The organism is Alteromonas pelagimontana, assembly GCF_002499975.2.
Classification (GTDB): domain Bacteria; phylum Pseudomonadota; class Gammaproteobacteria; order Enterobacterales; family Alteromonadaceae; genus Alteromonas; species Alteromonas pelagimontana.
In genome coordinates this window covers 1025314-1052218 of the sequence record NZ_CP052766.1, presented here as the reverse complement: position 1 = coordinate 1052218, position 26905 = coordinate 1025314, and the positions used below count along the sequence as shown (strand labels likewise).

Annotated in this window: 22 protein-coding genes and 1 tRNA gene; 17 read left to right on the top strand and 6 right to left on the bottom strand. The window is 46.3% G+C overall.

What is annotated here, in order from left to right:
- Position 1: 1 nt before the first annotated feature.
- The gene (locus CA267_RS04855) at positions 2 to 451 is read right to left on the bottom strand and encodes a DoxX family protein (RefSeq protein WP_075608535.1); all 450 of its coding nucleotides are present in this window, start codon (positions 449 to 451) and stop codon (positions 2 to 4) included.
- 339 nt (positions 452 to 790) lie between these two features.
- Here CA267_RS04855 and CA267_RS04850 point away from each other — a divergent pair, with 339 nt between their 5' ends.
- The 6 genes from CA267_RS04850 to CA267_RS04825 all read left to right on the top strand — a co-directional run bounded on the left by CA267_RS04850 (position 791) and on the right by CA267_RS04825 (position 7204).
- A complete protein-coding gene (locus CA267_RS04850; protein WP_075608536.1) occupies positions 791 to 1699 on the top strand; it encodes a LysR family transcriptional regulator in 909 nt (302 codons plus the stop codon).
- Between the two features lie 599 nt (positions 1700 to 2298).
- Positions 2299 to 2541, top strand: coding sequence for a DUF378 domain-containing protein (locus tag CA267_RS04845; RefSeq protein WP_075608537.1), 243 nt, complete (start codon positions 2299 to 2301; stop codon positions 2539 to 2541).
- A gap of 551 nt (positions 2542 to 3092) precedes the next feature.
- Positions 3093 to 4187, top strand: coding sequence for an NADH:flavin oxidoreductase/NADH oxidase (locus tag CA267_RS04840; RefSeq protein ID WP_075608538.1), 1095 nt, complete (start codon positions 3093 to 3095; stop codon positions 4185 to 4187).
- A gap of 351 nt (positions 4188 to 4538) precedes the next feature.
- Complete coding sequence (locus tag CA267_RS04835) at positions 4539 to 5741, top strand: MFS transporter (protein WP_075609993.1); 1203 nt, start codon at positions 4539 to 4541, stop codon at positions 5739 to 5741.
- 129 nt (positions 5742 to 5870) lie between these two features.
- Positions 5871 to 6788 carry a pirin family protein gene (locus CA267_RS04830; RefSeq protein WP_075608539.1) on the top strand — a complete coding sequence of 306 codons (918 nt, stop codon included), beginning with the start codon at positions 5871 to 5873 and terminating at the stop codon, positions 6786 to 6788.
- Between the two features lie 17 nt (positions 6789 to 6805).
- Positions 6806 to 7204: an OsmC family protein gene (locus CA267_RS04825; protein WP_075608540.1), complete on the top strand. Its 399-nt coding sequence runs from the start codon at positions 6806 to 6808 to the stop codon at positions 7202 to 7204.
- 189 nt (positions 7205 to 7393) lie between these two features.
- Here CA267_RS04825 and CA267_RS18995 read toward each other — a convergent pair whose 3' ends face one another.
- A complete protein-coding gene (locus CA267_RS18995) occupies positions 7394 to 7879 on the bottom strand; it encodes a substrate binding domain-containing protein (RefSeq protein ID WP_232367626.1) in 486 nt (161 codons plus the stop codon).
- 744 nt (positions 7880 to 8623) lie between these two features.
- On the opposite strand from CA267_RS18995, the gene CA267_RS04815 reads away from it, so the two are divergent.
- The 4 genes from CA267_RS04815 (at position 8624) to CA267_RS04800 (ending at position 15114) form a co-directional block, all read left to right on the top strand.
- Positions 8624 to 10513, top strand: a complete 1890-nt coding sequence (locus tag CA267_RS04815) for a methyl-accepting chemotaxis protein (protein ID WP_075608541.1) — start codon at positions 8624 to 8626, stop codon at positions 10511 to 10513.
- A 280-nt stretch (positions 10514 to 10793) separates the two neighbouring features.
- Entirely contained in the window at positions 10794 to 11555 is a 762-nt protein-coding gene (locus CA267_RS04810; RefSeq protein ID WP_075607988.1) for an IS5 family transposase, read from the top strand.
- 401 nt (positions 11556 to 11956) lie between these two features.
- Complete coding sequence (locus tag CA267_RS04805) at positions 11957 to 13660, top strand: protein adenylyltransferase SelO (RefSeq protein ID WP_075608542.1); 1704 nt, start codon at positions 11957 to 11959, stop codon at positions 13658 to 13660.
- Positions 13661 to 14301: 641 nt separating this feature from the next.
- On the top strand, positions 14302 to 15114 hold the full coding sequence (locus CA267_RS04800) for a MipA/OmpV family protein (protein ID WP_232367598.1): 813 nt from the start codon (positions 14302 to 14304) through the stop codon (positions 15112 to 15114).
- A gap of 186 nt (positions 15115 to 15300) precedes the next feature.
- Here the strand turns inward: CA267_RS04800 and CA267_RS04795 are convergent.
- A tRNA-Leu gene (locus CA267_RS04795) sits at positions 15301 to 15385 on the bottom strand.
- A 380-nt stretch (positions 15386 to 15765) separates the two neighbouring features.
- On the opposite strand from CA267_RS04795, the gene CA267_RS04790 reads away from it, so the two are divergent.
- Positions 15766 to 16209, top strand: a complete 444-nt coding sequence (locus CA267_RS04790) for an RDD family protein (protein ID WP_083638529.1) — start codon at positions 15766 to 15768, stop codon at positions 16207 to 16209.
- Between the two features lie 36 nt (positions 16210 to 16245).
- On the opposite strand, the gene lptG is transcribed toward CA267_RS04790, so the two are convergent.
- Both lptG and lptF read right to left on the bottom strand, forming a co-directional pair.
- Positions 16246 to 17307 (bottom strand): LPS export ABC transporter permease LptG, encoded by a 1062-nt coding sequence (gene lptG / locus CA267_RS04785; RefSeq protein ID WP_075608544.1) that lies wholly within the window; start codon positions 17305 to 17307, stop codon positions 16246 to 16248.
- The gene (lptF, locus tag CA267_RS04780; protein ID WP_075608545.1) at positions 17307 to 18410 is read right to left on the bottom strand and encodes an LPS export ABC transporter permease LptF; all 1104 of its coding nucleotides are present in this window, start codon (positions 18408 to 18410) and stop codon (positions 17307 to 17309) included. The genes lptG and lptF overlap by 1 nt, the downstream gene beginning before the upstream one ends.
- 265 nt (positions 18411 to 18675) lie before the next feature.
- Between lptF and pepA the strand changes: the two genes are divergently transcribed.
- The 5 genes from pepA to CA267_RS04755 all read left to right on the top strand — a co-directional run bounded on the left by pepA (position 18676) and on the right by CA267_RS04755 (position 25270).
- Positions 18676 to 20181 carry a leucyl aminopeptidase gene (pepA, locus tag CA267_RS04775; protein ID WP_075608546.1) on the top strand — a complete coding sequence of 502 codons (1506 nt, stop codon included), beginning with the start codon at positions 18676 to 18678 and terminating at the stop codon, positions 20179 to 20181.
- A 6-nt stretch (positions 20182 to 20187) separates the two neighbouring features.
- Entirely contained in the window at positions 20188 to 20616 is a 429-nt protein-coding gene (locus tag CA267_RS04770) for a DNA polymerase III subunit chi (RefSeq protein WP_075608547.1), read from the top strand.
- Positions 20617 to 20624: 8 nt separating this feature from the next.
- The gene (locus CA267_RS04765) at positions 20625 to 23399 is read left to right on the top strand and encodes a valine--tRNA ligase (protein ID WP_075608548.1); all 2775 of its coding nucleotides are present in this window, start codon (positions 20625 to 20627) and stop codon (positions 23397 to 23399) included.
- 259 nt (positions 23400 to 23658) lie between these two features.
- Positions 23659 to 24729, top strand: coding sequence for a methyl-accepting chemotaxis protein (locus CA267_RS04760; protein WP_083638321.1), 1071 nt, complete (start codon positions 23659 to 23661; stop codon positions 24727 to 24729).
- Positions 24704 to 25270: a methyl-accepting chemotaxis protein gene (locus CA267_RS04755; protein WP_083638323.1), complete on the top strand. Its 567-nt coding sequence runs from the start codon at positions 24704 to 24706 to the stop codon at positions 25268 to 25270. The genes CA267_RS04760 and CA267_RS04755 overlap by 26 nt, the downstream gene beginning before the upstream one ends.
- Before the next feature lie 58 nt (positions 25271 to 25328).
- On the opposite strand, the gene CA267_RS04750 is transcribed toward CA267_RS04755, so the two are convergent.
- Positions 25329 to 26069, bottom strand: a complete 741-nt coding sequence (locus tag CA267_RS04750; protein WP_075608549.1) for a choice-of-anchor H family protein — start codon at positions 26067 to 26069, stop codon at positions 25329 to 25331.
- Between the two features lie 106 nt (positions 26070 to 26175).
- Here CA267_RS04750 and bla point away from each other — a divergent pair, with 106 nt between their 5' ends.
- Positions 26176 to 26901 carry a subclass B1 metallo-beta-lactamase gene (gene bla / locus CA267_RS04745; RefSeq protein WP_097349181.1) on the top strand — a complete coding sequence of 242 codons (726 nt, stop codon included), beginning with the start codon at positions 26176 to 26178 and terminating at the stop codon, positions 26899 to 26901.
- The last annotated feature ends 4 nt before the right edge of the window (positions 26902 to 26905 follow it).

Below are 26905 nucleotides of genomic sequence, written 5' to 3'. Positions count from 1 at the left end.
ATTAAGCCTGAAGCTTTTTGTTGATAAGAGCATCGAGAGCAAGTTTGCCACTACCTGAAACCACCAATGACACTGAAGCGGCTAAAAGCGCCAGGCCAAACTCAATGCCGTTACCGGTCATAAAAAACCCGTTGGTAATATGCACAGTAAATATGGCTACCAGCATCGCCAGCGCCAGCACCAACGCCGCTGGCCGGGTGAGTAAACCAAGCAGAATGAACAGACCGCCGAAAAATTCTGCACTACCTGCCATCAATGCCATCAGGTAGCCCGGCTCCAACCCGATTGACGCCATCCATTGCCCGGTTCCTTCAAGCCCGTAACCCCCAAAAGCACCAAAGAGTTTTTGTGCGCCGTGGGCGATAAATGTGATGCCAATAGGAATACGCAGTGCCACCGGCGCAAAGCCTGCATGGGAAGCGGTTAATTTAGTGAAATTTTGTTTGAACATGGTTATTGTCTCCCTTTAGTTAAAATATTTCGAACCGGGTTGCTACATTCTTTTCTGACCGAACCCTTGCCTCTGCTGATGAATGTAATATAGACCTTTTTGAATTAATTAAAATCAGAACAATTTGCATTGATAGTTCAATATTTTTGAATGTGCGGGTGGGGTGAAAAAAGCGTTTAAGGCGAGGTAAACTTCGCTCAGTTGGTTAGCTTATTTTTAGCTGACGAATACGTAATTGCGCTGCTGGTAAGATTTACCGTAAAGTGAACGGCATTAAGTGTAAGGGGGCCGTTGAAGACATCAAGTCTGACCGGCAGACCCCAGTAAGCATGGATTAAAATGGATAAATTTTTAGCGTTAAAAATGTTTGTAGCAACGGTAGATGCCAAAGGTTTTTCGCAAGCAGCACGTAATCTTTCCGTCGCGCCTTCTACCATTACCCGAATCGTTGATGCGCTTGAAGCTGAGTTGGGCACGGTATTACTTAATCGCTCAACCAGACAGGTTACGGTGTCTGAAGCGGGTATGACCTATTATGTAAATGCGAGAAAAATCATCGACAGCGTCTTAGAAGCCGATGAACTGGTTAAAGACTCGCAAGAGGAAGTGTCGGGTCCGCTACGGGTAACCGTGCCGATGTCGTTTGGTCGTCATGTTATTGCCCCACATTTAGGTAGCTTTTTACATCGCCACCCAAAGCTCGACCTGGACATTGTATTAACTGATGACGTCGTGGATTTATCCACGCAGCGCATTGATGTGTCTATCCGGTTGGGATCTGTAGCTCCCATGGAAGATTTAGTCAGCCGAAAGATAGGAGCATTTAAACGACTCGTGATTGCCAGCTCTGTTTATATTCATCAATATGGGCAACCGCACGAGCCAGCTGATTTGCTGCACCATCAATGTTTGCGTTATGACTATGGCAACAGCCAGTTTATGTGGACTTTTCTTGCTAACAAAGAAGAACAGCGTATACCGGTAAAGGGAAAGCTGAAGAGCAATAATGTGGAGGTTTTACACCAGGTGGCTCTTGGCGGGCAGGGCATTGCCTTGCTGCCGGAGTGGTTAATCCGCCAGGATGTAATTGATGGCAGGCTGATGCAAATGCTCAGCACTTACCAGGTAAGCCCCAACAGCGCCAGCTCTGCAATTTCTGCAATTTATCTGCCCAATCATCGTGGTTCAAAACGGACTAGTGCATTTATCGATTTTGTTACGCACCTATTGAAGTCGGATCCTCAATAGTCGTTTAGTCAAGACTCTCCGCCTGACAGGGGGGGGCGAAATAAGCAACAATGTTTTGCGTCTGCACGGTATTCTCTGCACATATAAATGCCCCTATTATATCTGCTTGCGTCGCACTCAAACAATTGACGACACCCAAAATAGCGCCATTACTAAAAAGCCCCGTCAGATTGAGTAAAATCAAAAGGCAAAACCGAACAGAGCTAATGCATGGTAATAAAATTACTGTTTCGGCAAAAGAATCAAACAAGTGTATTCGCTTTTCGCATTCGTATAAATCCGAGTGTAAGCATCTTCTTGTATTAGATGTTCCAGACAATGAGCTCGCATTATTTTTATCAAAAATATGCTTCACAATAAAATTTTCTACAGCTTTTTGTGTTCGAATTTAAAAGTTGCAGACACAAATTTTTTCAAGAACCCGGTAAATTTTTCATAAAAAATTTGCTTAAATTTTCTTTTATTTGCTTCACCTGAATATCTATCTACACTTAATAAGTGGGCACGGTGGTTGCATTTATCCAACCGAAACTTCACCGCCGTTTTCTTTCTACAGAAAGTATCGGCACATTCAATAAACACAATAAAGGGATTATGATATGGCGACAACGAATACTCATACTACTGAACGGCGCACCGGTCTGACTGCCGTAGATTGGATTGCCATGGTGTTGGTAATTGTGGGTGGTATAAACTGGGGTTTGGTGGGTTTACTAAGCTTTGATTTAGTGGCTGCCATCTTTGGAGAGATGTCCGTGCTTTCACGCATCGTTTACACGCTCGTTGGATTATCTGCAGTATGGATGATATTTACTTGCACGAAGATGTCGAAAACCACCTGAGAAAATATTCGCCAAGGAAATAGGCGAATATTATTCTATAAACAGTCATGGGTTAGGGTTGATTTGCTCTTAAATCTAAACGCTAAACACTGGCATAAAGTATTGTAGCTACTTCCACCGACGACAGACTAATAAAGCACCTGATGTTCGCCACAGAAGCTAGGTAGAAGGGACGTGCATTGGGGCGCTTTTTTTCTTAATCGGAATATCATTGCTATCTAACTATTCTATTTCTAAACGATTAACACAGCGGTAAAAATCAAAACCACAATGATTCGTGAACACCTCGTAGCCTTCGTGAGCGTCTTTTCTTTCATCGATTTTGTTACGCACCTATTGAAGTCGGATCCTCAATAGACGTTTAGTCAAGACTCTCCGCCTGACAGGGGGTTTTGCGAAATAAGCAACAATGTTTTGCGTCTGCACGGTATTCTCTGCACATATAAATGCCCCTATTATATCTGCCTGTGTCGCACACAATGTATTGACGAAAAACAGCGCGTAACCGAGCCGCTGGTTGTCTCGGCAATTAACAATTTCTAAGGAATTTAATGAGCCATCTGTTTCAACCCCTTAACCTGGGCAATCTAACATTATCAAACCGCATTATTATTGCGCCTATGTGCCAGTATTCTGCAGAAGACGGTGCCGCTACTGACTGGCATACCATTCACCTGGGAAGATTGGCTTTATCTGGGGCGGGTTTGTTGATTTTAGAAGCGACGGCTGTTAATCCCCGAGGTCGAATTAGCTATGCGGATTTAGGCTTGTGGGATGATAGAACGGAACGCGCGCTGGCTACATCATTAACAGCAGTAAGAAAATATTCTTCCATGCCTGTTGGCATACAATTGGCGCATGCCGGGCGTAAAGCATCGACACAAAAACCCTGGGACGGCGGGAAGGTAATTACGCCCGATAACCCCCATGGCTGGCAAACTATTGCTCCCTCCGCTTTACCTTATGGTGATGAGGAACCCGCCCCAGACGCCGCGACTCCTGAACAAATTACCGAAATTATTACCGATTTTGTTGAAGCGGCAAAACGAGCGGAGCGTCTTGGTATCGAAGCCATTGAACTGCATGCGGCTCATGGCTATTTATTACATCAGTTTTTATCGCCTCTAGCTAATCAGCGGAGCGACCAATATGGTGGCAGCCTTGAAAATCGGATGCGCTTATTGCTGGAAATTACTGATAAAATAAAAGCGGCGGTATCAGATAATATAACCTTGGGTGTACGCATCTCTGCTACAGATTGGGTGACTGGTGGATGGGATGTAGAACAAAGCTTGGTGCTGGCAAAAGCGCTGGAAGAAAGAGGCTGTCAATTTATTCACGTGAGTACCGCCGGCTTAAGCCCCTTACAGCAGATTCCCGTGGCGCCAGGTTTTCAGATACCGTTCGCAACGGCTATTAAGCAGGCTGTTAACATTCCGGTTATCGCGGTGGGGCTTATCACTGATGCGCCAGAGGCCGATAATATTATTGCTTCTGGTCAGGCTGATGCCGTTGCGCTGGCGAGAGGGATCCTGTACAACCCTCACTGGGTATGGCATGCCGCTGCCGAATTGGGTGAGCAAGTGACGGCACCACCGCAATATCTGCGCTCTTCACCACATGGTATGCCCTCACCAATAAAATAATAATAGCGTCAGCCTGAGCTGTGAAAGTTTCAATGTCGTCAGTGCTCACTATTTCAGTGGGCGCTGTTTTTGTAATTGTAAACTCTCTCTGGTTGCGCCCAAGTAAGGCAACGTCCAGTTGTTAATAAGTGCATTGCGTCAATCGCAATAGCGTTTTGCATTTAAAGAGGATTCTCTGCAGGTATAAGGCGCTTTACTATAAGTGTATTGAGAGCTGGTGAGCAGGATTCTCAATACCAAAGCTCATTATTCCAGCAAGTTTATTTTCTCTCTTGGTGCTGCATCGAAGAGCAATCAGGTAATTGCATGTTTGGAACTGTGAGTGTAACCATAGTTTATCTGGAGAACATTATGACAGCTCAAGCTCAACCGGTACTTAGCAGTACGTTAGTCACACTATTTTCTATTTGCTGCGGTGCAATTGTTGCCAATATTTATTATGCCCAACCTATTATCGAGTTAATCGCGCCGGATGTAGGAATTTCTACTGCCAACGCCGGATTTATCGTGTCGCTGACCCAGATAGGCTACGCGTTAGGGCTGTTCTTTCTGGTACCACTGGCAGATTTGCTGGAAAACCGGCGGTTAATGCTCGCGACCCTTGCCGTGACTATTACTAGTCTTGTCGGTATGGCACTAACGGATAGTCCGGCAGGTTTACTGCTGATGTCCACGCTTATCGGCTTCAGTTCGGTATCGGTGCAGATATTAATACCCCTGGCTGCGCATCTGGCGCGCGAGGAGAATCGCGGCCGGGTAGTGGGCAACATCATGAGTGGCTTACTGTTAGGGATATTACTGGCAAGACCGGTATCCAGTCTTATTGCCGATCACTTTGGCTGGCGCGCCGTGTTCTATTGTGCCGCAGTGTTGATGCTGATAATTGCTGTTGTTGTAATTTTTACGATCCCTTCCCATCAGCCGCAGCATAAGGTCAGCTATCGGCAATTAGTGGCTTCACTCGCACATTTGTTTAAACGGTATGCGTTGCTGCGTCAGCGCGCTTTTTATCAAGGGCTTATGTTTGCCGCCTTTAGTTTATATTGGACTGCCGCGCCGCTGTTTTTATCTGAACGTTACAATTTGAGTCAAACTGAAATTGCGATTTTTGCGCTGGTGGGAGCGATAGGCGCCATTGCTGCGCCCATGGCCGGACGTTTGGCAGACGCAGGGCTTACTGAGAAAATGTCTAAGCTGGCGATGATTCTGGCAGCGGTCAGCTTTGTTCCAGGCTTATTCAACCTGCCGTTCGGGCTGATGTTTCTGGCCCTAACCGGAGTGTTGTTGGACTTTGCCGTGCAAATGAACATGGTATTAGGGCAGCGCGAGATTTACGCCCTCGATCCTCATAGTCGCGGCCGTCTGAATGCGTTGTACATGACCAGTATCTTTATTGGTGGTGCGGCGGGCTCGACAATGGCTGGTGCGCTCTACGCGTACGGCGGATGGTTTGCGGTGGCGATTATGGGAAGTGCGTTGCCGCTACTGGCATTATTGGTTTTTTTGAAAAAGTCTGCATCGCGTCCCTTGCACGCGTCAGAAGATGCCACGTGATAAGTAAATTTTTATAGTCGCGAACACAGTTGTGAAGTATTTTTGATATTAACTTCATCTATCATTAATTATCTGGCAGTCGGTTATGTTGCCAAACAGATGAAAACTTCATTTACAGGGAAGAAACGCATGAGTATTGAAACAAGCCAAATAGAATTAGATTGCGATGTTGATAAGGGCTGTAACGCAATCGAAATAATCATTCAGCCCAGAGCAAAAGATTTAGGGGACTTTTCCGTGCGTCGCACGCTTCCCACAAAAGAGCGTCAAATGGTCGGGCCGTGGATATTTTTCGATCATATGGGGCCGGCACATTTTCCTGCAGGGTCGGGTATTAATGTACGCCCACATCCGCATATAAATTTAGCGACCGTGACGTATTTATTTGAAGGTGAAATTCTGCATCGGGATTCCCTGGGAAGCCTCGCCACCATCACCCCGGGCGATATTAATTTAATGGTCGCCGGTAAAGGTATTACGCATTCTGAGCGCGAACGCCCTGAAGTAAAGCATATTGATCATACTTTGCATGGTCTGCAGTTATGGCTGGCGTTGCCGGAAAAAGATGAAGAAATTGACCCTGCTTTTTATCATTATCCAGCTGCAAATATTCCTCAAACTCATATCAACGATGTTGCTGTACGCGTGTTAATGGGTTCCGCGTATGGTTTAACTTCTCCGGTACTGACATACGCAGAAACCTTGTATGTTGAGGCTCATCTGCAAACCACTCAAACGTTAGTGTTGCCCAACTGTGAAGAGCGCGCCATTTACGTTGCTAAAGGCGGCTTAAAAATAAAAGACAGAGTGATACCAGAATTTGCCATGGTGGTGTTATCGGCGGCTGAAGGGGTGGAAATTGAAGCCACAGAAGAAACAAGAATTGCGCTGATCGGTGGTGAGAAAATGGGTAAGTGTTTTATCGAATGGAATTTTATCTCCAGTAGAAAAGAGCGTGTAGAACAGGCCAAACAGGAATGGTTGGCGGGAAATTTTCCTCAAGTAGTTGATGATGTAAAAGAGTTCATTCCCTTTCCTACAAATTAAACCTTCAGGAATAACTTATGAGCGTTATTTTACATAAAAGCGAAACCGGTACCTATTTACAAACTATACGCATTCACCAGCATACCTTGTTTGCCGATGTTGCTGCATCATTGGGAGGTGAAGACAACGCACCTGATCCTCACGATCTTTATGACAGTTCTCTGGCAGCCTGCAAGGCTATTACTCTGTTAATGTACGCAAAGCGCAAAGATATTTCTCTTACCAGCGTGGATATCGAAATTACGCGGGATAACAGTAAGGAAAAAAGCGGTATTTACAGACTCAATGTGAACCTTCAACTTAACGGCGAACTCAGTGTACAGCAACGCCATCTGTTAAAGGACATTGCGGAAAAGTGCCCCATTCATAAGCTGATGGAGTCAGTTGAAACTGAAATACATTCTTCTGTGCAATAGCGTTATAAATGAGGAATGAGCGAAAGATATATTCCCTTCAACCGGGCTTAAATAGGCCCTGCTGAAGGAAAACTGGCATTAGACAATAAGTAAGCATTTTCATTCCTAAAGCATGCCTCCCGGGCTAATATCTCCAGTAGGGTGGAGAACCATACACTTCTACTAAATAATCAATAAAGCACCGAACGTTTAACGATGGTGGCGAGCCTGAGGGTAAAGTGCACTGATATTTTGTGGCTCTTTTTTTATGGCAACTTCATACTTTCCTAGCAGGCTTATCAACTTACCTTCCTTCAGATACTTACCTATTAACCAATCGGGGAACAGGATAATCCCCATACCATTGATTGCAGAAACGAGCAGGGCTTCCGCATTATTTGAAACAAGAGAGGGAGATAATGATTGCTGATACCACGATTGATTGAGACTTTTAAAATACCATTGATTGTTACCTGAGTACCCACTGTATATAAGGCAACGGTGAGTTGCCAAATCAGAAGGCGACTGAGGCTTTCCATATTGTGCTACGTAATCTGGAGATGCAGCTAAATAGTAGGTTTGTTTTCCCAACTCTCTTGCTCTTAACGATGAGTCTGAAAGTGTGCCAATACGAATGATGATATCTGCTGCGTCCGTATGAGGATCAATGTATTCATCAGTAAGAGTTAAGTCGATTTTTATTTTCGAATATCTGCGATAAAAATCTGCAAGCCAAGGAGTGGTATGCGGAACGGGCGTATTCGATAAACATGCGCCCCGATTCTGTAGGGATCACAGCTCGGGTATTTCGTTAAAATAGCTGATACCCAAGCGTTTCCTCCAACTGCGTTATCACCCGGGAAACTAAAGACGGCTTCAATGAAGAGTTTTAACGCTCTAATACTGGCTGAATCCGGGTTCATTTTTGATGCCGAGCAATGAGAACAAGCGCAACGCTAGCAGCAGCGCTTGCTCAAGCCGCTAAACACCAATTGCATGATACTGCAAAAGGCATTGCTTAGAACCACTCCAGAGGCTTGCGGCAATCACAAGTGGCGGGGTTGCTTCACTCTGAGTGGGTTTACAAGCACTAAAACCTGTTCTCGATGCACAGAACGGGTGTCACTTTTAGCAGAATACGCACAATATAGGCAGTAATTTATTCCGCTTACTGTTTTTCAGTTTCATGGCAGGCACAGTATATCATTGCTGGTAGAGGATTTTATTGCCTGGAGCACGTTGCATTAAAGTTTATTCAGGAAAAAAGCTCAAGTAGTGGACCCTCTGCTCCGATACACTCTTTGTCATAGGTAACAGATAATAAACAATGGCTGGTGTGGTAAATCGGCCAGTCATTACTTGTCTTATAAGCACCAGTAGCTAAGCTTCGAAGGTTCTTAGGCTGTGGGTGCACCAGATAGTTTTTCCTGAAGAGGTTTTATGATCAGTTTGTCTAGTATTCGCAACAAACTTATATTAATTAGCGCGCTTGTTTTTACGGGTATGGTGGGTATGACACTGTTACAGAACGTGACAGGAGCAAAGCTGAGTAACCTTAGTCTTCTCGAAGTCGGTATCTATAAAGTCAATAATGGAATGTTGTCCCTCAGACGTGATGAGAAAGATTTTCTCCTGCGACAGGACCTTGATTATCAAGAAGACTTTAACGCCGACTATGATTCGCTGGTATCTGAGGTAAACACGCTGCAACAGGGATTACAGCGCGCTGGTTTCGGAGCACATGAAGCCAGCCAGTTAAAAGCGATTTTAGCTGAGTATAAGAAAACGTTTAATGTCTTTGTGGCAAAGAACATTGCGCTTGGTCTGACACCGGAGGCAGGAATTTACGGCACCCTGCGAGACGCTGTACGGAATGTCGAAGATCAGGTAAATCAACTCGGGAATACCGCGCTAGAAGCTGACATGCTGATGCTCAGACGCCATGAAAAGGACTTTATGCTGCGCGAGGATATGAAATACAAAGCGAGCTTTGATGATGCCTTTGCGGATTTCAACACAACCTTGCGTCAAAGTAATCTTTCCGCACTGGCTAGCAGTCAAATTGCGAGCCTGATGAATGACTATCAGCGTCACTTCCACGCCTTTGTTGAAGGTCAGAATGTACTTGGATTAACCAGCGATCAAGGATTGATTGGGGAGGTAAGGCGTACGGTTCATGCTACAGAATCAATTTTGACTGAGTTATCAGAACAGGTCACCACACAGATAGATGAATACCGCGCTGCGACCAATTTTTTCTCGACATTAATAAGCGCGTTGGCCGTCATATTAATTGTTATAGTAATTGTTTTTGTATCCCTTAGCATCTCCAAGCCCGTTAAATACTTAGCCGGTCTGATGCAAAATATCAGTGATAATAAGGACCTTTCTCAGCGCTATAAGTATGATGGGGCAGATGAAATTAACGCTGTTGGTAAAGCGCTTAATCAAATGCTTGAACGGTTTGAAGAGTCAATGTATGAGGTGTATCAGTCTACTACCATGTTAAGTAGCGCCGCTGAAGAACTGAGCGTTATTACGGCGAGTACCCGTGACGGCGTCAATCGGCAGCAACACGAAACCGAGTCGGTGGCAACGGCAATGAATGAAATGACAACCACCGTACAAGATGTTTCTCACTCGGCTTCAGAAGCCGCTGCTGCGTCTAAACAAGCAGACACCGAGTCAAAGAAAGGGACTCAGTTGGTAAATGATGCAGTCAACGGCATCCGCGAGCTAGCGCAACAGGTAGAAAAAACGGCTCAGGAGATAAATGCGCTAAAGGATGAGGCTGCGAACATCTCTACGGTACTTCAGGTGATTAGCGAAATTGCCGAGCAGACTAATTTGCTTGCCCTTAATGCGGCGATCGAAGCGGCCAGAGCCGGTGAACAGGGACGAGGTTTCGCAGTGGTCGCCGACGAAGTGCGTACGCTGGCATCGCGGAGTCATGACTCCACAGATCAAATTAGAACTATCATTGAGCGTTTACAGCAAAAAACCGGGTCTGCCGTACAGATTATGCAGCAAAGCCGCCACCTGGCAGATAGCGGCGTGGAAAAAGCAGATATAGCTGGTCATGCGCTTGAACAAATTACCCTTGCGGTATCAGCCATTAGTGAAAAAAATTACATGATTGCCAGTGCCGCAGACGAACAAAAAATCGTTTCCGAAGAAATCAATTGCAATATCGTTAATATCAACGACATCGCAAAGTCTTCTACAGAAGCGGCCTCTCAAACTCTGGAAACCAGTAATTCATTGGCGCAATTGGCTACGGAGTTACAAAGCGTGGTGCAACAATTTAAAATAAGTCCAAGGCATGCCTAAAGTTCGTTCGGCGCGTTAAACAGACGCGCCGGCACATCTGCACTTCTGTTCCACTGACGGGGGCAGCGACAGACTTCCATCGATGTAAAGTGCTTTTTAAAGAAGAATGCACCAGCGGGCTTAACGGTCCTACACGCCCGAAGGCAACGGATTTTGAAAAGATAGTGTAAATTTTTTCCATGTTAAAATTAGAGCGTGTTGATCTTTGTGGTATAAAAAATAAACGGCATGAAGACTGGTATAATCCATTTCGCCAAAAACAAACAATACCGAAATCAACATGCCGAGAACTATGTTAACAGATGCCCAATGGGCGATGCTATCCCGCGTAATGTATTTGAGTGGCCGAGTCTATTCAAAGCCGGAACACAGAATGACATTTGAAGGAATACTTTATCGTATGAGAACAGGTATTCCATGGCGTGACTTACCCTCAGAGTTTGGTGATTGGAGCGCCATCTTCCGGCGATTCAATTTATGGTCGAAAAAGGGTGTGTTGGCCTATATGTTTGAAATATTAAGCCGCGACAGTGATACCCAATGGCTGTTTCTCGATGGCAGTATCGTTAAAACACATCAACACGGGTGCGGTGCTGCGAGTGATCATGATGAAGCGATAGGCAAAAGCCGGGGCGGGAACTCGACGAAAATCCACTTAGCAGTGGATAGTGGAGGATTACCTGTCTATTTTGAATTATCGGGTGGGCAAGCGCATGACGTACGCTTTGCCGAGTCATTAGTGTTCAACTCGCCGGCAGCCGAAATAATTGTGGCAGACAAGGGGTATGACAGTGATGGTTTGAGAGAGACCATTGAGGCAACAGGTACAGTATCTAACATCCCGAGAAAGGCGAATAAAAAGCGTGGTAATGCGCATATGGACTGGTGTCTATACAAATATCGCCACCTTGTTGAAAATGCATTTTTGAAAGTGAAAAAATATCGGGCCATTGCGACGAGATATGAAAAACTAGCCAGAAACTACCATTCGATGGTATCTCTGGCTTTTATTATGATGTGGTTACCGATGTATGCTGAATAAAATATGTACAGCAAAGATCAACAGACTCTAGTGGCTTAAATTTAATCTTGGCCAAATAGAGGTATCTAGCAAGAAAACCTAATCCGGCTTTTCTATATTCCGAATCATGCAAAGAAATCGAACTCCCGAACCCGTTGCTTATATAATTTGTTTTAATGTGGCGCGATCATCGGCATCTTTTAACTGTTGTTTTGACAGAGCCAGATACTTGTGCTGGTGCCGTGCTCTCATCGTGCTGACAAAAAGACCAAGAACTTTCAGTCAGCTTTCCTCGTATTGCAGCTATATAGAACGGCTTTACACAAGTGAACGCGGCACGTTGCTGCGACCGTTTCCTGGCGCAAGCCTCATTTACCGAAAATATCGCTAGAACCTAAGCGACAAAAGGGCCTTTTAAGCACATGGCTAATTTAAAAACTAATGATTTTCCTACAAAAATATTCAGGTTTGATGATCTTGCTAAGTTAGCAGATTACTCTTTGCTGGATACTCTCAGCCCTGATCCTGAAGCCACTCAATCCGGTGAGGACTACCGCCCGCGCCAGGTTTTCTCAGGCCACTATGTCCCTGTTAAGCCAACGCCTATAGGCAATCCTAAATATATTGCTCATAGTAAAGAGCTATTTCGCGAATTAGGGGTAGATGACAGTCTCGCGCTGACAAATGATTTTGCCCGATTTTTTTCCGGTGATGTTACCCATGTACCAGAACCAATGCGGCCCATTGGTTGGGCAACAGGGTATGCGCTCTCAATTTATGGTAACGAGTACATCCAGCAATGTCCTTTTCAAACCGGCAATGGTTATGGAGATGGTCGCGCGATTTCCGTTCTAGAAGTTGTTGCTAATGGTAAACGGTGGGAAATGCAGCTAAAAGGGGCCGGACGCACCCCTTATTGTCGCGGTGCAGATGGTAGAGCAGTATTGCGCTCAAGTGTCAGAGAATTTCTGGCGCAAGAGCATATGCACGCGCTTGGCGTTCCTACCTCTCGGTCGCTATGCCTGTTTACTTCTGAGTCGGAAAGCGTTGAACGTCCATGGTATTTGCCTGGGTCAAAATCGGCGGATCCGGAAGTTATGGTGTCAAACCCCGTTGCTATATCAACACGTGTTGCGCCTTCTTTTCTGCGTGTTGGGCAATTGGAACTGTTTGGCCGTCGTGCTCGCAGCAACGCGCATCCTGGCGCAATGAAAGAGCTTGAGATGATTGTTTTGCATTTAATCGAGCGAGAGTACAAAATCGAGATAAATGAAGACCTTCCCATTGCAGAAAAAACATTGCAATTGGCTATGGCGTTTCGGGATCGGCTTACATCACTAGTCGCTGACTGGATTCGTGTGGGATACTGCCAAGGCAACTTTAATAGTGATAATTGTGCCGGGGGAGGATTTACGTTGGACTATGGGCCGTTCGGTTTTTGTGAACGCTTCGATCCTTTCTATCAGTCCTGGACCGGCGGTGGTCGCCATTTTTCTTTCCTTAACCAGCCATTTGCTGCTGAAAAGAACTTCGGGAGTTTCTGTTCGGCATTGCAGCCTGTTCTGCAATCACATCCTACTGCTTTAGCTCAGCTCGATGAGATACGTTCAGGTTTTCCTGCCGTTATGGAAGAGAAGCTGCAAACGATGTGGGCCTCCAAACTGGGACTTGCCGCTTACGATTCAGAACTCACTGTTCAGCTTTTACAGTTAATGGCGCAAACCCCTGTCGACTACACCATCTTTTTTCGGGAACTCTCGACAATCCCCAATGACATTACAAGCATCAGTAAAAGCTTTTATAAAAAAGCCACAGATGAATCAAACCTGCAATGGGACCAGTGGCTTCAAAAGTGGCGCACGCAGATTGATAACCGCAATTCTATTGACATCATTTCGCAACGGATGAAGCGAGTTAACCCGAAATATATTTGGCGAGAATGGCTGGTAGTGCCAGCCTATCAACAGGCAGAGGATGGGGATTTTGCACTTATTAAAGAGATGCAGGAAGTCTTGACCAAACCTTTTGAGGAACAATCAGAAGCGGTAGAAAAGAAATTCTACCGGTTACGCCCTCAGGAATTATTCGGCGTTGGCGGGATATCCCATTACAGTTGTTCTTCATAAGAATTCCAAATAAAAAACGCATTCGTTCAACTTCAACCAACGGCTGGTTTTTTTAAAGCCTGCCCCAAAGCGCTTGAAGGAGCGCATTGACATCATCCAGATTCATGGTGGTAGGGGGCTTTGGCTGATGTGCTTTAAGCGGTATATTACCACTTTCATACGCTGAAGGGGCCGGTCAATAGCATTTTTCATGATCACTCGGTCGCCATGCCTTGGGCGTGCTCTTAATAAGGTAGCGTTCAGACACAACAAAACGGCTCTTGTCGGCTTAATGTTTCTCTCTTCTGTAGACTTGAAAAGAAAGGTACCAGAGGCCAGATTTTGGCCGGGCCACCACTCGGACAGCAAGTCTTTGAAGGCAAGAGATTTTTTATCCATGAATGCGAAACATCCGCCAGCGGACAATTGAATTCATCACTGTGGTTTTAGGTGTCTTTCGGCGTTCTGGCCTACTGGGCAATTAAAAAAACGCCGCGACAAAGAACCGCCTCAGAGGCGATTAGTATTCAATTGCTCTCATTAAAATCAACAACGTTTCTAATTCAAAAATCTCTGATACAAATAAGCCAGTATAAAGATCTATTAATCCATCTGTGCTATCGATTCACTCATTAGAGATGGCATTCTCAGAGGGTTAACTATTGAATAAATTCACATTAACCATGTGTTTCAGTGCATTAGCAATCATTAGTCCAACCGCTTGGGCAGAAGTCGAGGACGTTAGTGCAGATGATTCTCCTAACCGTAATTTAACCGGATTTGAAAGGCTCAATGAAACACAACCTCTTTGGGAAGTTGGCGTTGGCGGCGGCATGGCCGAGGTACCCAACTACCCGGCATCCGGCGAGAGGTACCTTGTTACATTGGCACTCCCATATGCCATATACCGCGGCGATATATTCCGGATTGGAGGGCAAGGTGGTGTCCGCGCCGTATTTGTCGAACAGAATAACCTTGAAGTCGATGTGAGTGTGAGTGGCGCTTTTTCAGCAGAAAGTGAAGAAGGTAGTGTGCGTGAAGGGATGCCGGAGCTCGACTACATGTTCGAAGTAGGCCCGCAATTTTTATGTAAAATAAAAGACTTTAAGTTTGAGGGCGGCGGCAAGGCTAGGCTCAATGCCCGTATGCATACCAGAGCCGTGTTCTCAACTGATTTTAGCGGACTTAATAGCAGAGGCTACGTACTTGAACCGACAATAAGGTATCAACAACGTGGCGTTTTTCTCCCAGATACCGGACTCAGCCTTGCGGCACGGATGACCTGGGGTACAGAAAAGCTGCACGATTATTTTTACGAGTTTGCGCCAGAGTATGCAACAGATTACAGGCCAGCCTACAATGCTAAAGGTGGTTATTTAGGCGCCGAAATTTCCGCTGGGTTGGCATTTCCGATGGTCAAAAATTTGCGTGGCTTTTTGGGGGGCATCAGTGCAATTCAATCAAGGATCCGCTAACGAGGATAGTCCTCTTTACGAGAAGGATATTGTTTATAGCTTCGGGATTGGGTTTGTCTGGCGTGTATACATGAGTGAGGCAAAGGCGAACTGGTAGTCGGACTCAAGTCCGTAATAATGGTTATTTCCGGCTACAAAAAAACCGATGGTAAAGTCGGTTTAGAAGCTAAAATCTCTTGCAAAGAGTGGTACCAGTGGGCGGACTCGAACCGCCACGCCCGAAGGCAACGGATTTTGAATCCGTCATGTCTACCAATTCCATCACACTGGCATTACTTTTCTTATTAAAGCTTCGCTGTAAGAACATTGCGCAATCATTCGCGTATATGCCTCAACAGGAGCCGCATTATAGCGCTGTGAGAGGGGCTTACAAGTATTTTTTCTATTTCTACGGGATTATTGAGGTTAACTGGTTATTTATTATTCAAGGTAATGCTGGGTGGGGGGGAGTGCATCTGTGCATTAACAGAAGTGACGAGAATACGCAGATTATTGTGATTTTGCGTTTGCTCTTAGTGTGGCAAACTATACGGTTTCCAAAAAGACAGTTAGTGTGGAGTGAGTGTTGCTGTGAAGAAAAAAGATGTTGCCGCGACAAAAGAAGAAAACCGCGTTGAGAGGCGTGCCGGTTTCTTCCGGCGTTTACTTGCCATGGTGTACGACACTTTGGTGGCAGTAGCAGTAGGGATGTGCGCGGCGATGGTTATGATTGTTACTATCGTCATTTTGTTGTCCAACGGGGTTTTGGATTCAAGTGGCTTTGAAAATCCCTCTGAACTTATACAATCCTCGCCCGGCTACCAGGCATTAATTCAAGTGTGGGTAGGGATATGGGTAGTGGGATTCTTTCTGTGGTTTTGGCGCCATGGCGGCCAAACTATCGGCATGCGAGCCTGGAGGCTGCGTATTTTCAGTACGGTAGAAGAGCCGGTAACCTGGAAGCGTTTAATTATTCGACTACTTGCTTCTTTAGGCGGGTTGGGCACATTACTGGTATTGTTTGATATTAAACATAAACAATCATTGCAAGATAGATTGGCAAAGACTGAAGTCGTACATCTGACAAAAGCGGCGAACGATCACAAGAGCTGGTAGGCCGCTTTCTGAGTTGCCCCAAAGTTTGCAAGAGCATTATCGTCGAAGCAATAAGGCTGCTACTGCACCGAAAATCAGGCTGGGTAACAATGCGCCTAAATAGGGCGGTAGTTCATATACCAGACTAATCGGACCAAACACTTCGTTGGAGATGAAGAAGCCAAACCCGACCAATACTCCCATAATCACTCGCGCTCCCATGGTCACGCTACGTAAGGGGCCGAAGATAAACGAAAGCGCCATCAGCAACATTACGCCAATAGAGACGGGTTGCAGCACTTTACGCCATAACGCCAGCTCGTAGCGGGAACTATCCTGATCGTTGGAATCAAGATATTGAACATATTCTACCAGCCCGCGGATAGAAAGCGCTTCAGGTTTAACCGCAACAATGCCTAGCTTATCCGGTGTAAGCGTAGAAGCCCATCGCACCCTGGGTTCATTTTCAATATTGATTTCAGTTTCGGAGAAGGTGGTTACGCTAACAGTATTAAGCCACCACGCCTTGCCATCAAAGCTTCCGCGGCGGGCATAGGTGATACTATCGAGTGTAAGATCAGCATTGAAACTGAAAATATTAATATCTTGCAACGATTCTCTGGTGATCACGCGACCAATACTGACAAAATGATCGCCATCTTTTGCCCATACCAGTTGGTCAGAGGAAAACAGGCTTCCGCCAGAAATAGCTTCTGTGCGAAGCTCTTTGGCTTTTGTTTCGCTCAGCGGCGTTACCCATTCGCCCACAGCCATAACAAAAAGAATCATTACCACAGCGGATTTCATCGCCGAGTTGATAATATTCCAGCGGCTAAGGCCAGAAGCCTGCATAACGACCAACTCACTGTTGCTCGCCAGCAGGCCCATGCCAATGAGGCCGCCGAGCAGCGTTGCCATAGGAAAAAATTCTTCTAAATCACGGGGCAGGCTGAGCAGCACGTACAATGCCGCGATCATCATATCGTAGTCGCCTTCACCGACTTTTCGAAGTTGTTCAACGAACTTAATCAGTGCGCTGAGTCCTATTAATACTGAAAGGGTAACGGTGACGGTTCCCAGCAGGGTACGGGCAATGTAAAGGTCGAGTATTTTAAACATCATTTCTTCCCTAGCAGCTTCGCGCGCAGCTGGGTGCCGGTTTTGCGATCTCGAACAATTAATGTCATACCAATTATCAACATAATTCCGTGCACCCACCACAGCCCGAGTTGAATGGGAAGTTTGCCATCTTCAAGTACCCGGCGGCTGGCGAGCAATAACAAAAAGTAGCCCAGGTAAAGCAGAATCGCAGGAAACATTTTACCGAAACGCCCTTGCCGTGGATCGACTGCGCTTAAAGGCACCGCAATCAGCATAAGGAAAGGAATAGATAAAGGAATAGCAATACGCCACTGCAATTCGGCTCGAGCCTCTATGGAATCATCATTCCACAGTTCATCGGTAGGCAACACACTGACTTTCCGTCGTTGTTGATCCGGCGCTTGATCCGCTATTTGAATTTGATACTCATCAAAAGCCACTTTGCGATAATTCTTTTGGGTCTGCACGCCTTCGTATTGCACGCCTTTTTTAAGAACAAGGTTTCGCGTGCCATCAGGATTGTTCTTGATATTGCCGCTTTGCGCATAAACTACCCGCACTTTTGATTCAGTGAGTTCTGCTTGATGTTGCGACAAAAACACACGCTGCAATGTATTGTCACTGGAATTGATATCGTGAACAAAAATCACTGCTTTTTCATTACCGGTTTGTTGGAATCTGCCGGGAATAATGGCAGAAAAACTCGCTTCAGAGCGGGCCTTCTCACGTAGGTGATATTCATTCTCAGCCGCTGTGGGCGCCAAATACAGGGTAATCACGCCGGTAATTATCATAATGAATACAGACAGCAACAACATCACCCGTGTGATATACCATTCACTGATGCCACACGCGCGCATGACTGTCATTTCACTATCAACATACATTCGCCCGTGCGCTAGCATTATACCCAGATAGGCGCTGATCGGGAGCACCAAGGATGCGAGAATGGGAGCGTACAAACCAAGGAAGCCAAGCACGAGACCGGCGGGAATATCGCCATCTGATGCATCACCCAATACCCGCACGAAGCGCAGAGTGATAAATATGGCCATCAATATGCAGAAGATAGCCAGCTGAGACTTCAAAGTTTCCTTTATCAAATAGCGGAATATCAGCATTTCGCCTCTACTGGAAAATTTGGATTTATAGTGAAAGAAAGCACAATTTTGAGTAAACTTACTGTTTTTACAAGTTTTGGCTGTAAATTAACAAACCGTTTGCATGAAATCTGCGCATAACGCGCGTCCTCTAGTATAGTTGAGGAAACTATGCGTTACACGTTCTACCTGCAAGTTTGGCTGCGTATTAAAACATAAAGCAGCACAAAACGTTACGGGATTTTGTGTTCATGCAATCCAAGAAAGTAAAAAGCGAGGTGTTATTGTGGAGTTTAGTGTAAAGAGTGGCAGTCCGGGAAAACAACGTAGTGCCTGTATCGTGGTGGGCGTGTTCGAGCCACGACGCTTAACTGCTGTCGCTGAGCAACTCGACGAGATTAGCGAAGGCTATATTAGCAATTTGCTGCGCCGGGGTGATTTAGAAGGTAAACCCGGCCAAATGCTGCTGCTTCACCATGTTCCCAATGTCTTAAGCGAGCGAGTATTGCTGGTAGGTTGCGGCAAAGAACGTGAGCTGGATGAACGTCAATATAAGCAGATTATTGCCAGAACAATTAAAACGCTGAACGAAACCGGGTCAATGGAAGCCGTCTGCTTTCTGACCGAACTTCATGTTAAAGGACGGGATACCTACTGGAAGGTCCGTCAGGCAGTTGAAGCTACGCAAGATTCTCTTTACACCTTTTTGCAGCTAAAAACCAAAAAAGGCGAGCCGCGCCGGCCACTGCGGAAAATCGTGTTGAATGTACCTACCCGCCGTGAATTGACTGTGGGCGAGCGAGCTATTGAGCATGGGCTGGCGATTTCGAAAGGCGCGAAAGTTACCCGCGATGTGGCTAACATGCCGCCAAATATCTGTAATCCAGCCTATTTATGGTCGCAGGCTCAGCAGTTAGCTAATGAGCATGACTCAGTGACCGCTGAAGTGGTCGATGAAGCTCAGATGGCTGAACTGGGAATGCAGGCCTATTTAGCGGTAGGACGCGGCTCCGACAATGAATCTTTGATGAGTGTCATTCATCACCGCGGCGGCCGTCCTGACCAGGCCCCTATTGTGCTGGTGGGGAAAGGCTTAACCTTTGATGCGGGGGGAATCTCTCTTAAACCCGGCGAAGGCATGGATGAAATGAAATACGACATGGGCGGTGCGGCAGGAGTGCTGGGTACTATGCATACCATTGCTGCGCTTAATTTACCGCTTAACGTTATTGGCGTCTTGGCAGGCTGTGAAAACATGCCTGACGGCAAAGCTTATCGCCCTGGTGACATTTTAACTACCATGTCGGGGCAAACGGTAGAAGTACTTAACACCGATGCTGAAGGCCGCTTGGTGCTATGTGATGCTCTCACCTACGTTGAGCGCTTTGAGCCTGAACTGGTGATTGATGTTGCCACGCTAACCGGCGCCGTCATTATTGCGTTAGGGCACCATGCAACTGGTGTGATGAGTTCGCATAACCCGTTGGCACATGAATTACTCAACGCCTCAGAACAAAGTTCTGATCGCGCCTGGCGCCTGCCAATCTGGGATGATTACCAAGAGCAACTGGAAAGCCCGTTTGCCGATATGACTAACCTTGGCGGACGCCCGGCTGGGTCTATCACTGCGGCATGTTTCCTATCTCGTTTTACCAAGAAGTACAATTGGGCGCATCTGGATATTGCTGGCACTGCATGGCGTAGCGGCAAAAACAAAGGCGCAACAGGCCGTCCGGTACCTATGTTGACACAGTTCCTGATGAACCGTGCAGGCGTGAAGCAAGAGGATTAACCCTAAATGCCGCAGGTGACCTTTTACTCACTGCCTGATGAGAATAACGCTGCGGCGGTGAAAGCATGCAATCTGATTGCTGAGGCTTATTCCCGCAAGCAACGTTGTGCGGTGCTGTGCGCATCCCAGCAAGCGGCAGAAACTGTGGATGACTTGCTTTGGCAGTTACCTGCCGATCGCTTTGTGCCGCATAACATGGTGGGAGAAGGGCCGCCTACAGGTACGCCGGTGGAAATTTGCTGGGAAGAATCTCAGTTATCACGCCGCAATATGGTGGTTAATTTGAGCGAAAAAATGCTCAGCTCACTAAACCATTATCAACACATTATCGATTTCGTGCCCCATGCCGAAGAGGCTAAAAAGGCGGCGCGGATCCGTTATAAACAATATCAGCAAGCCGGTTGTAGTATGCAGTTTCAATCGGCCGACAATTGAGAGTAAGTATGGACAAAACCTTCGAGCCGCAATCGATTGAACAGCAGTGTTACCAGCAATGGGAATCAAAGGGACTGTTCAAGCCCTCGGGGAGCGGAGACCCGTATTGTATTTTGCTGCCACCACCTAACGTGACCGGAAGCCTGCATATGGGGCACGGCTTTCAGCAAACTATAATGGACGCCCTCACGCGTTACCACCGCATGAAAGGTAACAATACATTATGGCAGGTGGGCACTGATCACGCCGGTATTGCTACCCAGATGGTAGTGGAACGTCAATTGAATGCCCAGGGCCAAACTCGCCACGACTTAGGGCGTGAAGAGTTCTTGAAGAAAATCTGGGAGTGGAAAGAACACAGTGGCGGCACCATTACCCAACAGATGCGCCGTATGGGAACGTCTGCAGATTGGGACCGCGAAGTATTTACCATGGACGAAAATTTGTCTGCGGCGGTCACAGAAGTTTTTGTAAAACTACATGAAGAAGGGCTGATTTACCGCGGGAAAAGATTGGTCAATTGGGATCCTGTACTGCATACCGCCGTGTCTGATTTAGAAGTTCTGAATGAAGAAGAAGCGGGGTTCATGTGGCACATGCGTTATCCATTGGCAGATGGAAGCGGTGAGTTAGTGGTAGCCACCACTCGTCCTGAAACCATGCTGGGCGACACTGCAGTGGCTGTTCATCCTGATGATGAGCGCTATCAAAGCTTCATTGGCAAGGAAATTAAGCTGCCGATTACCGGTCGCCTTATTCCTATTATTGCCGATGATTACGTCGATCCGGAATTTGGTACCGGATGCGTAAAAATTACGCCTGCTCATGACTTCAATGATTACGATATGGGCAAGCGCCACGACCTGCCTATGATCAACATTCTTACCGATGATGCTAAAATTAATCGCGAGGCACCAGAAGCGTATCAAGGTTTAGATCGCTTTGAGGCCCGTAAGCAGATTGTGGCTGATTTGGAAGCGCAAGGTGCGATGGTCAAGATAGAAGACCACAAGTTAAAAGTGCCGAGGGGTGATCGCACTGGCGCCGTTATCGAACCTTATCTAACTGATCAATGGTATGTGGCGGTGGAATCGCTGGCGAAACCGGCAATTGAAGCCGTGGAGTCAGGCGAAATACGTTTTATTCCTGAAAACTGGAATAAAACGTATTATCAGTGGATGCACAACATTCAGGATTGGTGTATTTCCCGCCAGTTGTGGTGGGGCCATCGCATTCCCGCGTGGTATGACGACCAAGGCAATATTTATGTGGCTCGCACTGAAGAAGAAGTGCGCACTAACCATAATTTGTCTGCCGACGTTACGCTTCGCCAGGATGAAGACGTGCTCGACACCTGGTTTTCCTCCGCATTATGGCCGTTTGCGACCATGGGGTGGCCGCAAAATACACCAGAGCTACAGACTTTTGTTCCTTCTTCTGTACTGGTGACGGGTTTTGATATTATTTTCTTCTGGGTAGCAAGAATGATTATGATGACGAAGAAGTTTACTGGCCAAATTCCCTTTAAAGATATTTATATTACCGGTCTTATTCGCGATGAAAATGGCGACAAAATGTCCAAGTCAAAAGGCAACGTGCTCGACCCTATTGATTTGATTGATGGTATTGATATTGAGTCGCTGGTTAACAAACGTACGTCGGGAATGATGCAGCCTCAGTTAGCAGAAAAAATTGCTAAACGTACTCGTAAACAGTTTCCGGAAGGCATTCATGCCTATGGCACCGACGCATTACGTTTTACCTTTGCTGCCATGGCGTCTACCAGCCGGGATATTAATTTTGATATGGGCCGGGTTGAAGGCTATCGTAATTTTTGTAACAAGATCTGGAACGCGTCCCGGTTTGTGTTGATGAACACAGAGACAGAGGATACCGGCCGCGAGGGCGGTGATATTGTTTTAAGTCTGGCAGATCGTTGGATTTGGGCCAAATTTCAGCAGACGCTAAAAGAATTCGAAAGCGCGTTGGCAGATTATCGCTTTGATATTGCGGCACAGACCCTTTATGAATTTACCTGGAATCAGTTCTGCGATTGGTATCTTGAATTAACCAAACCGGTACTTAACAGCGACACCAGCAGCGAAGCAGAAAAGCGCGGTACCCGTCATACATTGATCAACGTACTGGAAAGCCTGCTTCGCCTATTACATCCATTCATGCCGTTTATTACGGAAACAATTTGGAAGCGGGTGGTGCCGTTAAGCGCAGTGAAAGTACCGGCAGACGCCAGCATTATGGTACAGTCTTTCCCGCAGGTTGATGCCAGCAAAGATGACGATCAGGTGCTTAGTGATATTGAGTGGGTGAAGCGGTTTATTGTAGGTATTCGTAATATTCGCGGAGAAATGGATATCAGCCCGAACAAGCCCCTTAGCGCTTTGCTGCGCAACGTTAGTCAGGACGACCAACGTCGCCTTGATCTGGCTCGCGGATTTTTGGATAAGCTTGCCCGATTAGAATCGGCTAAAATTTTAGCTGCTGGTGAAGAAGCGCCAGCGAGTGCTACAGCGCTGGTGGGGGAGATGGAAATCCTGATACCCATGGCCGGTCTTATCGATAAGGATGCTGAACTGGCCCGTCTTTCTAAAGCCATGGACAAAGTGGAAAAAGATGTGGCACGTACAGACGGCAAGCTTTCAAATGAAAAATTTGTTAGTAACGCACCAGAAGCTGTTATTGAAAAAGAACGCGCAAAACTTGAAGATGCGAAAAAGCAACTGTCGAAACTGAAAGAGCAATACACCACTATTAGCGCATTGTAAGACCGCGTTGATAGACCAAAATTTTAAGCTCTGTTCAAAAACCATCGGCCCAAGGCCGGTGGTTTTTTTTAGCGTGCCGCCAGCCGTTTCCAACCAAATATTTCTGTATGACAGCCGATAGCTAAATCTTAGGAGGCATAAAACTCTTTATCGCCTACATTTAAGATAGCGACTTTATAATCTACGTTAATCTGCCAGGGAAGGCGAAATTTATAAAAAGATAATCGGAGCCAAATATTTATGTTGAGAAAAATTTCGATTGGGAAAAGATCTGCGTTTGCTTTTTGCTTTTTGCCTTATTGGCTTGATTGTGCTGGTAGTCGCAGCACTGTCTATAATGAGACTCTCTCATCTTAACGATGAAATCTCTGTAGTGGCAAACCACCGGGTGCCCGCCCTTGAGGCTTCGGCAGGAATTTTAACCAGCTTCCTAAATTACCGATTGCAGAATTCCAACATTTTAAGTGCAACTAGCGCTGAGGAACGAATTGAGTATGAGCGGATACTTACGCAGGCTAAAACCCAGCTGAGCGACCAGCTCAACAGAATGAGTGAACTCGCCAAAGCTGAAGAAGCAAAAGCGCTAACCGATGCTCTCATACGAGATATTAGTCGTTTTTTTGCGTTGCAAGTTGAACAGATGACATTGCTGGATACAGCGGGACTGGACGAGGCTTTGCTTATGCAGAATCAGGAAATGAAGATGTTGCGAGAAGCCGTTACCAACGATGTCAGGTCTCTGGTGGATTTTCAGAAACAACGGATTAGAGATAGCGATGATCAGACAAATCAGGTGTATGATCAGTCTCTTATGTTTTTAGGCATCATCTTGCTGATGTCAATTGTGCTGGTATTTCTGCTGGCGACGCTGTTCACAAAAAGTATTCTGCGTCCTACCCGGGTGGCGTTGTCGGCGGCAGAAAGTATTGCCAACGGTGATTTAACGCAACCTATTGAAGATGACGGCGACGATGAACTGGCGCAACTGGTTGCGGCGCTAGTTCAGATGCAGTCAAACTTAAGACACGCAATAGAAGAGATAAAAGAATCTTCGGATATGTTGGCTTCTACGTCAGAAGAGTTGAGTATCGTTACTCAGCAGTCGAATAATGGGATTAACGAGCAAAACCAACAGCTGGAAATGTCGGTTTCTGCGGTAACCGAACTCACAGCAGCAATTGCAGAGGTTGCCCGAAATGCAGTGGGCACATCGAAAGAATCTGAAAACGCTAATCAGAAAGCAAGCACGGGTAAAATGCAGGTACAGAACACGATATCTGAAGTCCAGGCGGTTTTAAAAAAATATGGATGCAACCGTTATTGGACTTGATGATCTGGTACAGGAAATCCAGAAGATTTCCGGCGTTCTGGATGTCATTGGTACTATTGCAGATCAAACCAACCTGCTGGCGCTAAATGCGGCTATTGAAGCGGCTAGAGCGGGCGAATCGGGTAGAGGCTTTGCGGTGGTGGCAGACGAGGTAAGAGCCTTGGCGTACCGCACCCAGGAATCGACGCAGGAAATAGAAACTATGGTCCACTCGATTCAGGCTGGTGCGAAGACCACAGTAGACTCAATGGGAACCAGTCAAAATTCGGCTAAACAAACGCTGCTAGTAGCGACTTCAGCGGGAGAGGCGTTGAATGAGATAGCTCAGTCAGTCGCTCGAATTAGTGAGCAAAACGATGCCATTGCAATTTCTGCCGAGCAGCAGGCCACTGTATCCAACGAAGTCGATCGTAGTCTGGTAAGGATTAAAGATCTCAATACTGAAATTGTTGCTGGAGCAAGTCAGACTAGCTCCTCAAGTTCCGAGCTGGCGCGTCTGGCAGAAAATTTACGCGTTCTCACTAACAAGTTTGCCGTGTAGGTTTACCTCGCCAACAACAGCAAATATTTAAGGTTGAAAAAGCGCAGCGTTCAGCAAACTAGTTTATTGTTGCTGGCCGTTGCGCAATTCTTCGACGCCAATATATAAACCCCATCAATCCGGCAAGTACAGGGAGAGTTAAGGCGCCACCATGCTGTTCGACAACCACCACTGTTTCTTCCTCAACATAAGGCTCATCGTAATCATTGCTTTCAAGGCTTAAAAACGCAAGGTCGGCGTCGTCGTAGCCGTCAGTCATGGCGATAAGCTCATCAGTATTGGCATCGTAAAGCTCCACCATTACATCATATTCATACGGCGCATAGCCGGTAACCAATTCGGTTTCAACAACAAAGCTGTCGTTACTGTCCTCACCGTAAATATGAAACACGGAAGACACATGCACTGACTGAAAACTTTGCTCATCTCCCAGATAAATGACCGCGTACACCGGCACATTTGCATACACGGTATCGGCATCAAACTCTACACTAAACCATGTATAGTAACCGTCATAGTCGTAGTCGGCACTGACTGACGTCCAGCTGTCGAAAATCCAAAAATCAGCTTCTTCGTAAGTCGCCACACGTTCCCGGCTTTTTGACGGAAAAGAGGAAATTGAAGGCTTAACTTTTTTGCTATTGTGGTGATTTGCAGCCGCAACAGGATCGACAGGTTTATCAAACTGAAATTCCTTTATCTTGGCAACGCCTTCTGCAGCCTGTACAGTAGATGATAAACCTGCCGCTAACAGTAATGCAGTCATAACAGCTAGTCGGGTTGAATTTTTTCGTTTCATTGTCTTCCCTTCGTACAGAAATAGTGTAAGCACATTGTGGCTGGGCAAACATGAATGAAAACTGAAACCTTCCTTAACTTAAAATTTTGCTTGCTGGAGCACCATATTGATACGGCTGATATCGTTGATTACGTTACTGCTTTCACAGTTTTTTGTCTGGGCTGTTACGGCCCCCGTCCCTGAAATGGAAATTTCCCAGCTGAAGACCAACGTATTTCTGCACATTTCTTATAAAAATGTTGAAGGATTTGGTTTGGTCTCCTCAAATGGCGTAATCTTGCTCCACGACGATCACAGCGTGCTGATCGATACACCCTGGACTGCTGAAGAAACAATCGCGCTGCTTAAGTGGGCTGAGGAAATGGGAAAACCTATCAGCAAAAGTATCTCAACGCATTATCATGATGATCGTACGGCAGGAATGGCTGTGCTAAACACGGCTGGTGTTGCCACTTACGCGCTGGGACTGACCAACAGGTTGCTGGAAGCAAATCACAAAGCTGTCGCAAAGCATGCAGTCGAAGGAACTCCCACTCAAATAGAATCACACATTGAAGTTTATTATCCTGGGCCGGGACACACAAAAGACAATGTGGTGGTATGGCTGGAAGAAGATAATATTTTGGTGGGCGGGTGCTTAACCCGTGCGACAGAGGCCGATAGTTTAGGCTATACCGGTGATGCATTTGTATCTGAGTGGCCGCAATCGGTAAAAAATGTGATGCAGCAATATCCACATATAAGCCTGGTAATACCAGGGCACGGGGAAGTTGGAGACAGCCACGTGCTTACTCACACCATTAAATTGGCGGCTACATACGGCGAACCGTAGTCGT

Excerpts from the sequence above, each read along its gene's own strand:
- CA267_RS04855 (WP_075608535.1), bottom strand. The coding sequence starts at position 451 with ATGTTCAAACAAAATTTCACTAAATTAACCGCTTCCCATGCAGGCTTT.
- CA267_RS04850 (WP_075608536.1), top strand. The coding sequence starts at position 791 with ATGGATAAATTTTTAGCGTTAAAAATGTTTGTAGCAACGGTAGATGCC.
- CA267_RS04845 (WP_075608537.1), top strand. The coding sequence starts at position 2,299 with ATGGCGACAACGAATACTCATACTACTGAACGGCGCACCGGTCTGACT.
- CA267_RS04840 (WP_075608538.1), top strand. The coding sequence starts at position 3,093 with ATGAGCCATCTGTTTCAACCCCTTAACCTGGGCAATCTAACATTATCA.
- CA267_RS04835 (WP_075609993.1), top strand. The coding sequence starts at position 4,539 with ATGACAGCTCAAGCTCAACCGGTACTTAGCAGTACGTTAGTCACACTA.
- CA267_RS04830 (WP_075608539.1), top strand. The coding sequence starts at position 5,871 with ATGAGTATTGAAACAAGCCAAATAGAATTAGATTGCGATGTTGATAAG.
- CA267_RS04825 (WP_075608540.1), top strand. The coding sequence starts at position 6,806 with ATGAGCGTTATTTTACATAAAAGCGAAACCGGTACCTATTTACAAACT.
- CA267_RS04815 (WP_075608541.1), top strand. The coding sequence starts at position 8,624 with ATGATCAGTTTGTCTAGTATTCGCAACAAACTTATATTAATTAGCGCG.
- CA267_RS04810 (WP_075607988.1), top strand. The coding sequence starts at position 10,794 with ATGCCGAGAACTATGTTAACAGATGCCCAATGGGCGATGCTATCCCGC.
- CA267_RS04805 (WP_075608542.1), top strand. The coding sequence starts at position 11,957 with ATGGCTAATTTAAAAACTAATGATTTTCCTACAAAAATATTCAGGTTT.
- CA267_RS04790 (WP_083638529.1), top strand. The coding sequence starts at position 15,766 with ATGGTGTACGACACTTTGGTGGCAGTAGCAGTAGGGATGTGCGCGGCG.
- lptG (WP_075608544.1), bottom strand. The coding sequence starts at position 17,307 with ATGTTTAAAATACTCGACCTTTACATTGCCCGTACCCTGCTGGGAACC.
- lptF (WP_075608545.1), bottom strand. The coding sequence starts at position 18,410 with ATGCTGATATTCCGCTATTTGATAAAGGAAACTTTGAAGTCTCAGCTG.
- CA267_RS04770 (WP_075608547.1), top strand. The coding sequence starts at position 20,188 with ATGCCGCAGGTGACCTTTTACTCACTGCCTGATGAGAATAACGCTGCG.
- CA267_RS04765 (WP_075608548.1), top strand. The coding sequence starts at position 20,625 with ATGGACAAAACCTTCGAGCCGCAATCGATTGAACAGCAGTGTTACCAG.
- CA267_RS04755 (WP_083638323.1), top strand. The coding sequence starts at position 24,704 with ATGGATGCAACCGTTATTGGACTTGATGATCTGGTACAGGAAATCCAG.
- CA267_RS04750 (WP_075608549.1), bottom strand. The coding sequence starts at position 26,069 with ATGAAACGAAAAAATTCAACCCGACTAGCTGTTATGACTGCATTACTG.